This window comes from Aquabacterium sp. A08 (assembly GCF_011742065.1).
In genome coordinates this window covers 1-12,438 of record NZ_JAAQQT010000514.1, presented here as the reverse complement: position 1 = coordinate 12,438, position 12,438 = coordinate 1, and the positions used below count along the sequence as shown (strand labels likewise).

General features: G+C 69.9%; 12 protein-coding genes and 2 pseudogenes. 7 read left to right on the top strand and 7 right to left on the bottom strand.

Annotation, left to right across the window (positions count from 1 at the left end):
* The 6 genes and pseudogenes from HA630_RS03000 to ectA form a co-directional block, all read right to left on the bottom strand.
* Positions 1-197: pseudogene (locus HA630_RS03000) on the bottom strand (cyclic nucleotide-binding domain-containing protein); the annotation flags it as partial.
* Positions 198-209: 12 nt separating this feature from the next.
* Positions 210-1,850 carry a BCCT family transporter gene (locus tag HA630_RS02995; RefSeq protein WP_166832267.1) on the bottom strand — a complete coding sequence of 547 codons (1,641 nt, stop codon included), beginning with the start codon at positions 1,848-1,850 and terminating at the stop codon, positions 210-212.
* A gap of 29 nt (positions 1,851-1,879) precedes the next feature.
* Positions 1,880-2,803 carry an ectoine hydroxylase gene (gene thpD / locus HA630_RS02990; RefSeq protein ID WP_208299939.1) on the bottom strand — a complete coding sequence of 308 codons (924 nt, stop codon included), beginning with the start codon at positions 2,801-2,803 and terminating at the stop codon, positions 1,880-1,882.
* A 23-nt stretch (positions 2,804-2,826) separates the two neighbouring features.
* Positions 2,827-3,231 carry an ectoine synthase gene (locus HA630_RS02985; RefSeq protein WP_166832265.1) on the bottom strand — a complete coding sequence of 135 codons (405 nt, stop codon included), beginning with the start codon at positions 3,229-3,231 and terminating at the stop codon, positions 2,827-2,829.
* A 33-nt stretch (positions 3,232-3,264) separates the two neighbouring features.
* Positions 3,265-4,551, bottom strand: a complete 1,287-nt coding sequence (ectB, locus tag HA630_RS02980; protein WP_166832264.1) for a diaminobutyrate--2-oxoglutarate transaminase — start codon at positions 4,549-4,551, stop codon at positions 3,265-3,267.
* A gap of 123 nt (positions 4,552-4,674) precedes the next feature.
* Positions 4,675-5,211 (bottom strand): diaminobutyrate acetyltransferase, encoded by a 537-nt coding sequence (ectA, locus tag HA630_RS02975; RefSeq protein ID WP_166832263.1) that lies wholly within the window; start codon positions 5,209-5,211, stop codon positions 4,675-4,677.
* Between the two features lie 479 nt (positions 5,212-5,690).
* Here ectA and HA630_RS02970 point away from each other — a divergent pair, with 479 nt between their 5' ends.
* The 7 genes and pseudogenes from HA630_RS02970 to HA630_RS02940 form a co-directional block, all read left to right on the top strand.
* Entirely contained in the window at positions 5,691-5,966 is a 276-nt protein-coding gene (locus HA630_RS02970) for a DUF2061 domain-containing protein (protein ID WP_166832262.1), read from the top strand.
* Between the two features lie 67 nt (positions 5,967-6,033).
* The gene (locus HA630_RS02965) at positions 6,034-6,636 is read left to right on the top strand and encodes a LemA family protein (RefSeq protein WP_166832261.1); all 603 of its coding nucleotides are present in this window, start codon (positions 6,034-6,036) and stop codon (positions 6,634-6,636) included.
* A 40-nt stretch (positions 6,637-6,676) separates the two neighbouring features.
* Positions 6,677-7,657, top strand: coding sequence for a YgcG family protein (locus tag HA630_RS02960; protein ID WP_166832260.1), 981 nt, complete (start codon positions 6,677-6,679; stop codon positions 7,655-7,657).
* A gap of 7 nt (positions 7,658-7,664) precedes the next feature.
* The gene (locus tag HA630_RS02955; RefSeq protein WP_166832259.1) at positions 7,665-8,231 is read left to right on the top strand and encodes a TPM domain-containing protein; all 567 of its coding nucleotides are present in this window, start codon (positions 7,665-7,667) and stop codon (positions 8,229-8,231) included.
* A gap of 123 nt (positions 8,232-8,354) precedes the next feature.
* A complete protein-coding gene (locus HA630_RS02950) occupies positions 8,355-10,676 on the top strand; it encodes an NADP-dependent malic enzyme (RefSeq protein ID WP_166832258.1) in 2,322 nt (773 codons plus the stop codon).
* Between the two features lie 244 nt (positions 10,677-10,920).
* Positions 10,921-11,280, top strand: a complete 360-nt coding sequence (locus HA630_RS02945; protein ID WP_243855330.1) for a ribonuclease domain-containing protein — start codon at positions 10,921-10,923, stop codon at positions 11,278-11,280.
* A 44-nt stretch (positions 11,281-11,324) separates the two neighbouring features.
* Positions 11,325-11,720: pseudogene (locus HA630_RS02940) on the top strand (barstar family protein); the annotation flags it as partial.
* Positions 11,721-11,991: 271 nt separating this feature from the next.
* On the opposite strand, the gene HA630_RS02935 reads toward HA630_RS02940, so the two are convergent.
* A partial coding sequence (locus tag HA630_RS02935; RefSeq protein WP_305792616.1) for an rRNA adenine dimethyltransferase family protein occupies positions 11,992-12,438 on the bottom strand: 447 nt, incomplete at its 5' end.

Genomic DNA, 12,438 nt, shown 5'->3' with positions numbered 1-12,438 from the left:
CGGTACACCGCCACCACGCCGCTGCGCACGATGTGCCACCACTGCGCCGGCTGGCCGTATTCCACGATGCGGGTGCCGGCGCGGCAGTAGCGCACGTCCAGCGCCGCGCCCACCCGCGCCAGCGTGGCCTCGTCCAGGTCGCGGAACGGGGCGTGCTGGCGCAGAAAGGCCAGAATGTCGTGGATCTCGTCGTGCATGGCGCTGGGAGCTTAGCGGCCGCGCGGCTCCGACGCCAGGCCCTTGACCACCGCCACCGTGGCCACCAGCAGCACCACCGCAAACGGCAGGCCGGTGGACACGGCCATGGCCTGCAGCGCCACCAGCCCGCCGCCCAGAATCAGCGCGATCGCCACCAGCCCCTCGAACACGCACCAGAACACCCGCTGCGGCGTGGGCGCGTTGACCTTGCCACCGGCGGCGATCACGTCGATCACCAGCGAGCCCGAATCGGACGAGGTGACGAAGAACACCACCACCAGCACGATGGCGATGAAGGAGGTGATCTGTGCCAGCGGCAGCGCCTCCAGCACCGCGAACAGCTGCAGCGGCAGCTCGGCCTGGGTGGCCGCCTGGTAGCCGTCGCGCACCACCTGCAGGATGGCGGTTTCGCCGAACACCGTCATCCACAGCACGCAGGCCAGCGACGGCACGATCAGCACCGACACGATGAATTCGCGCACCGTGCGCCCGCGCGAGACGCGCGCGATGAACATGCCCACGAACGGCGACCACGAAATCCACCAGGCCCAGTAAAAGGCGGTCCAGCCCTGCGAGTAGTTCACGTCTTCGCGCCCCACCGGGTTGGACAGCGCCGGCAGGTGTTCCACGTAGGCGCCCAGGTTGGCGAAGAAGGCGCTGACGATGTCCAGCGTCGGGCCGACCGCCACGACGAACACCAGCAGCAGCAACGCCAGCACCATGTTGATCTCGGACAGGCGCTTGACGCCCGCGTCCAGCCCGGCCACCACCGACACCAGCGCGATCGCGGTGATGGCGACGACCAGCAGGATCTGCGTCGTGTTGCCCAGCGGCACGCCGAACAGGTGGTTCAGGCCCGAGCTGGCCTGGGCCGCGCCGTAGCCCAGCGAGGTGGCCAGGCCGAACAGCGTCGCGAGCACGGCGAGGATGTCGATCACGTGGCCCGGCCAGCCCCACACCCGTTCGCCCAGCAGCGGGTAGAACACCGAGCGCATGGTCAGCGGCAGCCCTTTGTTGAACGAGAACAGCGCCAGCCCCAGCGCGAGGGTGGCGTACATGGCCCAGGGGTGCAGCGCCCAGTGGTAGATGGTCGCCGCCATGCCCAGCCGCGCGGCCGCTTCGGCATCGCCGGCCGCGCCGCCCAGCGGGGCCCAGTCGGTGCGCACGCCGTTGTCCAGCGTGGTGCCGCCCAGGGCGGTGCCGAAGTGCGACAGCGGCTCGGACACGCCGAAGAACATCAGCCCGATGCCCATGCCGGCGGCGAACAGCATCGACAGCCAGCCCAGGTAGCTGTAGTCGGGCGTGGCCTCGGTGCCGCCCAGCCGCACCCGGCCCAGCGGCGACAGCGCCAGCCCCAGGCACACCAGCACGAACACGTTGCCGGCCGCAATGAAGAACCCATCCAGGTGCGACGTGAGCCACTGGCGCAGGCCGCTGAACAGCGGCTCGACCTGCTGCTGGAACGTCAGCGTCAGCAGCACGAAGGCGACCACGGCCAGCCCGGAAATGGCGAACACCCGGTTGTGGATGTCCAGGCCGAACGGGCCGACGCGCACGACGATGTTGTCCTGGCCGATGCGGTAGTCGGTCTGGATCGGGTTGACCCGCCCGTCGGGCTTCATCGGGTCTGAGGGTTGTGGCGGGGTGCTCATGGGTGTGTTTCCTCCTCGTGTGGCGGGCTTCAGTCGTGCGGCAAGGGGCTGAAGTCCTCGCGCTCGGCGATGAAGTTCGGCCGGGGCGGCAGGCCGCAGAACGGCGCCGCCGGGGTGTTGTGCACGCTGTTGAACACCACGAACAGGTTGCTGCGCGGCAGCGGCGTGATGTTGGCGCTGGAGCCGTGCATCGCGTTGCACTCGAAGAACGTGACCGAACCGGCCATCCCGGTGGGCGCGGTGATGTCAAAGTCCTGCACCAGCTGGGTCAGACTGACCTCGTCCGGCACGCCGATGTCCTGCTGCTTGAGCGAGGCCTTGTAATGGTCCTCGGGGGTGGCACCGAGGCAGCGCACGAACCGCTGGTGCGAACCCGGGATGAGCATCAGCGGCCCGTTGTGCGGCGTGTTGGCGGTCAGCGCGATGGAGCAGCTCACCGTGCGCATGGCCGGCAGGCCATCCTCCACGTGCCAGGTTTCAAAGTCGGAGTGCCAGTAGAACGGCTGGCCGCGAAAACCGCCCTTGTAGTTCACCCGCGACTGGTGGATGTACACCTCGCTGCCCAGCAGCTGGCGGGCGATGGCCACCAGCTTCGGGTGTTGGGCCAGCCCTTGCAGCACGGCGCTGCTTCGGTGCACCGCGAAGACCGAGCGCAATTCGCGGCTGCCGGGCTCGATCACGGCTTCGTCGCGGTCCTTGAGGCGGTCGTCGGCGCGCAGGCGCTGCAGCTCGTCCAGGCCGGCCTGCACCTCGTCGGGAGCGAGCAGGTCGTCGAAATGCAGGAAGCCGTGGTCTTCGTAATGGTGCAGCTGGTGGGCGGTCAGCGGGCCGTCGCCGGCCTGGCCCCACACCACCGGGTCCAGGCGGCGGCTGATGAGGACTTCGTGGCTAAAACGCGAGGGGTAGCGGTCGTCGGCGCGCGGGCGGGTCAGGGTGGGGCTGGCCGCGCGCATGCCGGTCATCGAGGTCGGGGTCGTCATGCGGGCGCCTTTGAGTCGGCCAGCGCGTAAGCGCCGGTGGCGTCGTGCACTTCGCGCCCGGTCAGCGGCGGGTTGAACACGCAGACCATGCGCATGTGCGTGCCCTGGTTGGCGCGCAGGATGTGGCGGTCGTGCCGGTTCAGGCAGTACAGCGTGCCCGGGCGGATGGGGTGGGTCACGCCGGTGCCCAGGTCCACGATCTCGCCCCGGCCCTCGATGCAATACACCGTCTCGAAGTGGTTTTTGTACTCAAACTCGTGCTCGGTGCCGGGTTTGATCAGGGTGTCGTTGACCGAATAGCCCACGCCGGCGTTTGCGTAAATCAGGCGGCGGCTGTTCCAGCCGGCGGTGTCCACGTCGGCGGCGGTGCCGATCACGTCGTCCAGGTGTTTCACGATCATGGTTTTCTCCTAGGTTGGTTGGCTGGATGGGGGTCAGGCCGCCACGGCGGCGGCTTCGGGGTGTTGCGGCGCCGGCTGCCCCAGCACGGCGCGCAGGCTGTCCTCGATCACGTCCAGCCCGTGGGCCAGTTCGGCCTCGGTGAGGGTCAGGCTGGGCAGCAGCTTGAGCACCTGGTCGTCGATGCCGGCGGTCTCGATCACCAGCCCGCGCTCAAAGCAGGCCTGCGACACCCGGCCGGCCAGCGTGCCGTCGGCGAATTCGATGCCCCAGATCAGCCCGCGGCCACGCACCTGGGCGCCGGGGGCCCAGCGCTGGGCCATGGCCCGCAGGCGCTGCTCCACCACGCGGCCCTTGTGTTGCACGCTGCGCGCCAGCGCGTCGGTTTCCCAGAACTGCAGCGCGGCGGTGGCGGTCACAAAGGCCGGGCAGTGGCCGCGGAAGGTGCCGTTGTGCTCGCCGGGCGCCCACTGGTCCAGCTCGGGCCGGATCAGCACCAGCGCCAGCGGCAGCCCGTAGCCCGACAGCGACTTGGACAGCGTGACGATGTCGGGCACGATGCCGGCTTCCTCGAAGCTGAAGAAGCGCCCGGTGCGCCCGCAGCCCACCTGGATGTCGTCCACGATGAGCACGATGCCGTGTTCGGCGGTGATGCGGCGCAGGCGCTGCAGCCACTCCGCGCTGGCCACGTTCACGCCGCCTTCGGCCTGCACCGTCTCCACGATCACCGCGGCGGGCATGTCCATGCCGCTGCCGCTGTCCTTCAACAGGGCTTCGAAGTAGTCCAGGGTGTCGGTGTCGGCGCCCAGGTAGCCGTCGAACGGCACCGACGCGCTGTGGCCCAGCGGCACGCCGGCGCCGGCGCGTTTGAAGCCGTTGCCGGTCACGGCCAGGGCGCCCAGCGTCATGCCGTGGAAGGCGTTGGTGAAGCCCACCACCTGCTCGCGCCCGGTCACCTTGCGGGCCAGCTTCAGTGCGGCTTCCACCGCGTTGGTGCCGGTGGGGCCGGGGAACTGGAACTTGTAGCGCAGGCCGCGCGGCTGCAGGATCACCTGGTCAAACCGCTCGATGAAGCGCTGCTTGGCCTCGCTGTACATGTCCAGTGTGTGGGTGATGCCGTCGCGCATCAGGTAGCCCAGTAGGGCCTGTTTGATCGGGTCGGGGTTGTGGCCGTAGTTCAGCACGCCGGCGCCGCAGAAAAAGTCGAGGTGGCGGCGGCCTTCGGTGTCGGTCATCCAGGCGCCCTTGGCGCTGCTGAAGACGGCCGGGAAGCTGCGGCAGTAGCCGCGCACTTCGGATTCGAGGCGTTCAAACGTGTTCATGGGGAGCTCCTTCTGCTGGGGGGTGGCGGCCTGGGTGGCCGCTCGGGGAATGGCGCCGCCACCGGGCCGGGCCCGGGCGTGGCGTGGCGCCGCGACGGGGCGCGCGCGGCGCCCTTGGGGGAATCAGCCCGGCACCAGGGCGGCGTGCGGGATCGGCCCGATGCGGTACAGCGGCTCGGCCGCGTGCCCGGCGGGGAACAGCTCGGCGGGGAAGTGGGGATGGACTTGACAGCCCGCGCCCAGGGCGTGCGCGAAGCGGCGGAACAGCGCCTGCGAGGCGGCGTTGTCCTCGGCCACGGTGGCCGTGACCCAGCGCCGGCCGGCCTGGGCCGGCAGGGCCTGCCAGTGGCGCAGCAGGCGCAGGCCCAGGCCTTGGCCCTGGCAGTCGGGGCGCACGCCCACCTGCCAGACGAAGGCGGTGTCGGGCTCGCGCGGCGGGTGGTAGCCGATCACCGCGCCCACCAGCGCACCGCCGCGCTCGGCCACCAGGCAGGTGTCGGCAAAGTCGGTGGCCAGCAGCACGTAGGCGTAGGCCGAATTGGCCTCCAGGGTGCCCGTGGCGCGCACCAGCTGCCACAGGGCGGCGCCGTCGGTCGGGCGCGCGGGGCGAAAAACAATCGAAGCGGGGGGGTTGGGTCGGTTCCTGTCGGGACTGGTCATGCAATGGGTTGTTTCGGGTGGGCTGCCATCGCCGGCACAGGCCGGTGACCACAACCCAGACCACGTCAGCGCCATGGGCGGGCACCGCGGTCGGTCGGCCTGCGCACGGGGCGCAAGCCCATCAAAAACACTCAAGCGACCCGTTGGCCGTTGAACGATCGCCCATTGCGCAGCAGGGGGAGCGCCCCGTGGGGCGGCTCCGGCAGCGGGAGAGACGCAGGCCGTTGGCCCGGGTCTTTTTTCAGAATAAACCGATGCGCGCGCGGCCGCAACCCTGCCGCCGTCCCCGCAGCCCGGCCGGGCCGGGCGGGCGCCGGGCCCCGACGACCGGGCCCAGGCGTCGGTCTGTCCTATGAAAAACGGCCCCGTCAGGGTGCCGTTTTATTGATAGCTACTATCAACCGAATACGAATGTCAAATTGGGAATTTCATTCAACTGACGGCACAATCGGGCTTCAGATCCCACCCAGGAGCCCACCATGGCACGCCTTCGCCACATCGCCCACACCCACCGCCGCACCCTGCTCAAGACCGGCAGCTACTACGCGATGCACATGCTGGTGGCCGCCGCGGTGGCTTACGCGGTCACCGGCCAGCTCTGGGCCGCGTTGACCTTGAGCGTGCTCGAGCCCACGGTGCAGGCGGTGGCCTATTTCTTCCACGAACGCGCCTGGGCCCGGCGCGAGGCGGCCGAACGCGCCCAGGCTGTGGCGCCGGGCGGGGCTGCGCCGGTGCTGGCCACGGCCGTCCGTTAACATGGGCGGCCTGGGCGGTGCGCGCCCCTTCCCGGGGCGCGCCGGCCGGCACATTGCGAGGCAGACCATGCAGGCGAAAACGACACGTTGGGCGCTGGCCCTCACCCTGACCGCGGCGCTCAGCGGCTGCGGCTACAACGACTTCCAGCGCCTGGACGAGCAGACCGTGTCGTCCTGGGCCGAGGTGCTCAACCAGTACCAGCGCCGCGCCGACCTGGTGCCCAACCTGGTGGCCACCGTCAAGGGCGAGGCGGCGTTCGAGCAGGACACCCTGACCCGCGTGATCGAGGCCCGTTCCCGCGCCACCGCCATCCAGGTGACGCCCGAGATGCTCAACGACCCGCAGGCCATGCAGCGCTTCCAGGCCGCGCAGGGCGAACTGGGCGGCGCCCTGAGCCGGCTGCTGGTGGTGGCCGAGCAGTACCCCAGCCTCAAGGCCAACCAGGGCTTCAGCGACCTGCGGGTGCAGCTCGAAGGCACCGAAAACCGCATCACCGTGGCGCGCAACCGCTACATCCAATCGGTGCAGGACTACAACGTGCTGGCGCGCAGCTTCCCCAGCAACCTCACCGCGCTGGTGTTCGGCTACGCGCCCAAGCCCAGTTTCACGGTGGCCAACGAGGCGGCCCTGAGCGCGCCGCCCGCGGTGGATTTCGGTCCGTCGCGGTGAACGCCGCATGAACGCCGCATGAACGCCGCATGAACGCCGCATGAACGCCCCGTCTGCGCTCGGCGCGCCGCGGTCCCGGCGTGGCGCCGGCCAGGAGCCGGCCAGCGCCCGCTCGGCGTCTGCGCAGGCCTGGCACACGCTGCGGTGGGGTTGGTGCATTTTGGGCCTGTGGCTGTGGGCTGCGCTGGCGCTGGCCCAGACCGGCCTGCAGCCGGTGCCGCCGCTGACCGCCCGCGTCATGGACCAGACCGCCACCCTCACCGCCGCCGAGCGCGAGGCGCTGGAGGCCAAGCTGGCGGCCTTCGAGGCCGAGCGCGGCAGCCAGGTGGTGGTCGTGTTGGTGGCCACCACCGCCCCGGAGGACATCGCCGACTACACCCAGCGCCTGGGCGACGCCTGGAAGATCGGCCGGCGCGACGTCGGTGACGGCGTGCTGCTGGTCGTGGCCCGGGACGACCGGCGGTTGCGCATCGCCACCGCCCGGGCGGTGGAGGGCGCCATTCCCGACCTGGTGGCGCACCGCATCATCGAGCAGGCCATCACCCCGGCGTTCCGCGCCGGGCGCTATGCCGACGGCCTGCAGGCCGGGGTGGACCAGATCCTGGCGCGGCTGCGCGGCGAGGACCTGCCCTTGCCGGGCGCCGCCACCGCCACCGACCGCGACGATTGGGTCGAACTGCTGGTGTTCGTCGGCTTTGCCGCGCCCATCATCGCCGCGGTGCTGCGCGAGATGCTGGGCCGCCGCCTGGGCAGCGTGGCCGCCGGCGGCGCCATCGGCGCCATCGCCTGGCAGGTCAGCGGTTGGTGGTGGCTGGGGCTGGCGGTGGGCGTGCTCGGGTTGCTCATGAGCTGGCTGATGGCCCACCTGCCGGTGGCCCAGGGCGCCACCGGCCGCGGTCGCCGCGGTGGGCCGGGCGGCTGGGGCGGCGGGCGTGGCCCCGGCGGTTGGGGCGGCGGCGGTGGCTTCCGCTCTGGGGGCGGCGGCGGATTCGGTGGGGGCGGTGCCTCCGGCCGCTGGTGAGGTGACCATGACCCCGACGCCCCCCGACAGCCCCCTGCCGCCCCCCGCCCCGAACCGGCTGGTGCGGGCCCTGCGCCACCTGTGGCTGGACGCCGCCGACAGCGCCCGCGCCTTGCCCCCGCCCGCCGCCCAGCGCCTGGCCGAGCGCATCGCCGCCAGCGAGCGGCGGCACACCGGCGAAATCCGCATCTGCCTGGAGGCCAGCCTGCCCCTGCCCTGGCTCGGGGCGCTGCTGCGCGACCCGGCCGGCGACCGCTGCCGCGCCCGCGCCTGGCACTGGTTCGCCCAGCTCGGCGTGTGGGACACCCGCGACAACAACGGCGTCCTGATCTACCTGCTGCTGGCCGAGCGCGCGATCGAGGTGGTGGCCGACCGCGGCCTGGCCGAGCGCCTGCCCGCGGCCCACTGGCGGGCCGTGGTGGACGACCTGCGCGGCGCCTGTCGCACCGGTCAGTGGGAGGCCGGCCTGGCCCAGGCGGTGGACGCGGTCACCGCGGTGCTGGCCGCGCACTTCCCCGAAGACCCCGACCGCCCCAAGGCCAACGAACTGCCCGACGCGGTGGTGCGGTGCTGAACGCCCCTGCCGCCTACGTGGTATCCCCGTCTGGCGTGGCCCTGGGGGCGGCCCCTACAATAGCGCGGCACCGGTGCCGCTTCACCATGCGACCCATCATTTCATATTGTGGAGACTGAAGCCATGTCCCAGAAGTCCGAAGACAAGCGCGCCGAGCTGCGCCGGGCCGCCCTTGAATACCACGAGCAGCCCACCCCCGGCAAAATCGCCATCGCCGCGACCAAGCAGCTCACCAACCAGCGCGACCTGGCGCTGGCCTACTCCCCCGGTGTCGCCGCGCCTTGCGAGGAAATCGTGGCCGACCCGGTCAACGCCTTCAAGTACACCAGCCGCGGCAACCTGGTGGCGGTTATCACCAACGGCACCGCCGTGCTGGGTCTGGGCGACATCGGCCCGCTGGCGGCCAAGCCGGTGATGGAGGGCAAGGGCGTGCTCTTCAAGAAGTTCGCCGGCATCGATGTGTTTGACATCGAGATCAACGAGAAAGACCCGGACAAGCTGGTCGAGATCATCGCCGCGCTGGAGCCCACCTTCGGCGGGGTGAACCTCGAAGACATCAAGGCGCCGGACTGCTTCTACGTCGAGCGCAAGCTGCGCGAGCGCATGAAGATCCCGGTCTTCCACGACGACCAGCACGGCACCGCCATCGTGGTGGGCGCGGCCCTGCTCAACGGCCTGAAGGTGGTGGGCAAGGACCCGAAGCGGGTCAAGCTCGTCACCTCCGGCGCCGGCGCGGCGGCGCTGGCCTGCCTGGGCCTGCTGGTCAAGCTCGGCATCCCACGCGAAAACATTTACGTCACCGACCTGGCCGGCGTGGTCTACGAAGGGCGCACCGAACTGATGGACCCGGACAAGGCGGTGTTCGCGCAGAAGACCGACGCCCGCACGCTGGGCGAGGTCATCGAAGGCGCCGACATTTTCCTGGGCCTGTCCGCCGGCGGCGTGCTCAAGCAAGACATGGTGGCCAAAATGGCCCCAAACCCACTGATCTTCGCGCTGGCCAACCCCACGCCCGAGATCCTGCCCGAGGAAGTGAAGGCGGTGCGCGACGACGCCATCATGGCCACCGGCCGCACCGACTACCCGAACCAGGTCAACAACGTCCTGTGTTTCCCCTACATCTTCCGCGGCGCGCTGGACGCGGGGGCCTCCACCATCACCGACGAGATGGAGATCGCCGCGGTGCACGCCATCGCCGACCTGGCCCAGGCCGAGCAGAGCGAGGTGGTGGCCGCGGCCTACGCCGGGGAAAAGCTGGCCTTTGGCCCCGAATACCTCATTCCCAAGCCCTTCGACCCGCGCCTGATGATGAAGATCGCGCCGGCCGTGGCCCAGGCCGCCGCCGCCAGCGGCGTGGCGTTGCGCCCGATTGGCGACATCGACGCCTACCGCGACAAGCTGCAGAGCTTCGTCTTCGCCTCGGGCACGATGATGAAGCCGGTCTACACCATCGCCAAGAAGGCGCTGCACAAGCGCATCGGCTACGCCGAGGGCGAGGAAGAGCGCGTGCTGCGCGCCTGCCAGATCGTGGTGGACGAAGGCCTGGCCCGCCCGGTCCTCATCGGGCGCCCGGCCATCATCGCGCAGCGCGTTGAAAAGTTTGGCCTGCGCCTGAAAGAGGGGCTGGACTACGACGTGGTCAACGTCGAGCACGACGACCGCTACCGCGAACTGTGGCAGAGCTACCACCAGCTGATGGAGCGCCGCGGCGTCACCGCCCAGCTGGCCAAGATCGAGATGCGCCGCCGCCTGAGCCTGATCGGCGCCATGCTGCTGCGCCGGGGCGACGTGGAGGGCCTGATCTGCGGCACCTGGGGCACCAACCCCATGCACCTGCAGTACATCGACCAGGTGATCGGCAAGCGCCCGGGCGCCCACTGCTACGCCGCCATGAACGCGCTGATGCTGCCGGGCCGCCAGGTGTTCCTGGTGGACACCCACGTCAACTACGACCCCAGCGCCGAGCAGCTGGCCGAAATCACCGAGATGGCCGCGCGCAAGATCATGCGCTTCGGCATCACGCCCAAGGCGGCGCTGCTGTCGCACTCCAATTTCGGCTCGTCGGATCAGCCTTCGGCCGTCAAAATGCGCCAAGTGCTGGCCATCTTGCGCGAACAGGCGCCCTGGCTGGAGGTGGACGGCGAGATGCACGGCGACGTGGCGCTGGACGCCGAGGCCCGCACCCGCACCATGCCGCGCAGCACGCTGGCCGGCGAGGCCAACCTGCTGGTCTGCCCCAACATCGACGCGGCCAACATCGCCTACAACCTGCTCAAGACGGCCGCGGGCGGGGGCATCGCCATCGGCCCCATGCTGCTGGGCGTGGCCAAGCCGGTGCACATCCTCACCGCCAGCGCCACCGTGCGCCGCATCGTCAACATGACCGCGCTGACCGTGGCCGAGGCCAATGTGGGCCCGCGCGCCGTGGGCCAAGCCGCCGAGTGAGCGTTCACTTGCCGCGCCGGGGGTGTCCCTAGCACAGCCGTTGTCGCGGTGCAGCAAAGACCCTTGGGGCCGCCGCCGTTGGGCGTGCGGCCCCTTGCTTTTTGGGGCCGCTTGGGGCACACTTGCGCCCTTGAATTTCAGGGTTAACCCGGGCATGTGACCGGGTGCCCAAGGCTACAGACACAGGGTTGGGATGTTCCGTTCACGGTCATGGTCGGCGCGCTGGGTGGCTGGCATTTGCTGCTTGGCCCTGGGCTTGGGCGGTGCGGTGTGGGCCCGCGGCCCGGTCGACGAGGTCGAAGTCCGCGAGCGGGTCGGGGTCGTGGCGGTGGTGGCGTTGCCGGTGCAGGCCCAGGAGGTGCTGCGCCAGGTGTACCAAGGCGGTCCGTTCCGTTACGAGAAAGACGGCACCACCTTCTTCAACCGCGAACGCCTGCTGCCCCGCCGCACCCGCGGCCACTACCGCGAATACACCGTGCCCACGCCGGGGCTGAAACACCGCGGCGCACGGCGCATCGTGTGCGGCGGCGAGCAGCCCCGGGCGCCTGAAGCCTGTTACTACACCGCCGACCACTACGCGAGCTTCCGAAAGATCGTGCAGTGAGCGGCCCCGAGATCGTCAACCAGATTTTTGAAAGAGTCGTGGAAATGGACACGCCACTTCGCAACGTGCGGACCAACATCGTGCAGTCGATCCGCGCGCACACGGTCAAGGACCTGGAGGGAGCGGCCGAGCAGTTGGGCCACCACTTCCTGTACGCCAACCTGGCCAGCGCCCAGAACAAGCAGGACGTGCTGGACCTGATTTCCCAGCAGTACACCTTGCCCGCGCACAACGGCAAGAACTTCGACGCCCTGTACGACTGCATGACCGACGTGGTGCACAAGTCGGGTCCGCAGACCGGCTTCATCGTGGTGCTGGAGCACATCCCCACCAGCCCGAAGTTCGACAAGGAAGCGCGCGAGCAACTGCTCGACATCTTCCGCGACGTGGCCGATTACTGGAACGACCGCAAGGTGCCGTTCCGCTGTTTCTACTCGTTCTCGGTGGCGCGCGCACCCAAGGCCGCCGACCTGGAAACCGGCAGCGACGAACCGCTGCTGACCGACAAACTGGTGGACGTGAGCCCGCAGGCGCTGCGCATGAGCAGCCCGTTCAACGCGGGTTACTGGCTGACCGCGGCCTGAACCCACGCGTTTTCAGCGTTTTCAGACACCCCAAAAGCCGCTGCACCGCAGCGGCTTTTTTGTGTCGACGGCGGGTGTGGGCGGGTTGGACGTCCAGCTGGGGGGCGCCACGGCCGCGCTGGGTGGTTCAGGTCGGCAGCGACTGCGCCAACGTCACGTACTCGGCCACCGGCACCTCCTCGGCGCGGCGCTGCAGGTCGAAGTCGCCGGCGTAGCCCCGGGTCTCCAGCCAGCGCCCCAGGCTGTGGCGCAGCAGCTTGCGGCGCTGCGAAAACGCTGACTGCACCAGCGCTTCCAGCGTCGGCACGTCCAGCAGCGGCGGCTGGGCCAGCGGCACCATGCGCACCACCGCGCTGTCCACCCGCGGTGGCGGCTCAAAGCTTTCGGGCGGCACGAACAGCACGTTGGCCATGGCGTAGCGCCATTGCAGCATCACGCTCAGGCGGCCGTAGTCGGCGGTGCTGGGGCGGGCCACCATGCGGTCGATCACCTCTTTTTGCAGCATGAAGTGCTGGTCCTGCACCACGTCGGCCACGCCCAGCAGGTGGAACAGGATGGGGCTGGAGATGTTGTA

What these genes read in the sequence shown, in the direction of transcription:
- HA630_RS02965 (WP_166832261.1), top strand. Translation starts at nt 6,034, where the DNA reads ATGCAGGCGAAAACGACACGTTGGGCGCTGGCCCTCACCCTGACCGCG.
- HA630_RS02960 (WP_166832260.1), top strand. Translation starts at nt 6,677, where the DNA reads ATGAACGCCCCGTCTGCGCTCGGCGCGCCGCGGTCCCGGCGTGGCGCC.
- ectA (WP_166832263.1), bottom strand. Translation starts at nt 5,211, where the DNA reads ATGACCAGTCCCGACAGGAACCGACCCAACCCCCCCGCTTCGATTGTT.
- HA630_RS02985 (WP_166832265.1), bottom strand. Translation starts at nt 3,231, where the DNA reads ATGATCGTGAAACACCTGGACGACGTGATCGGCACCGCCGCCGACGTG.
- thpD (WP_208299939.1), bottom strand. Translation starts at nt 2,803, where the DNA reads ATGCGCGCGGCCAGCCCCACCCTGACCCGCCCGCGCGCCGACGACCGC.
- HA630_RS02970 (WP_166832262.1), top strand. Translation starts at nt 5,691, where the DNA reads ATGGCACGCCTTCGCCACATCGCCCACACCCACCGCCGCACCCTGCTC.
- ectB (WP_166832264.1), bottom strand. Translation starts at nt 4,551, where the DNA reads ATGAACACGTTTGAACGCCTCGAATCCGAAGTGCGCGGCTACTGCCGC.
- HA630_RS02995 (WP_166832267.1), bottom strand. Translation starts at nt 1,850, where the DNA reads ATGAGCACCCCGCCACAACCCTCAGACCCGATGAAGCCCGACGGGCGG.
- HA630_RS02950 (WP_166832258.1), top strand. Translation starts at nt 8,355, where the DNA reads ATGTCCCAGAAGTCCGAAGACAAGCGCGCCGAGCTGCGCCGGGCCGCC.
- HA630_RS02955 (WP_166832259.1), top strand. Translation starts at nt 7,665, where the DNA reads ATGACCCCGACGCCCCCCGACAGCCCCCTGCCGCCCCCCGCCCCGAAC.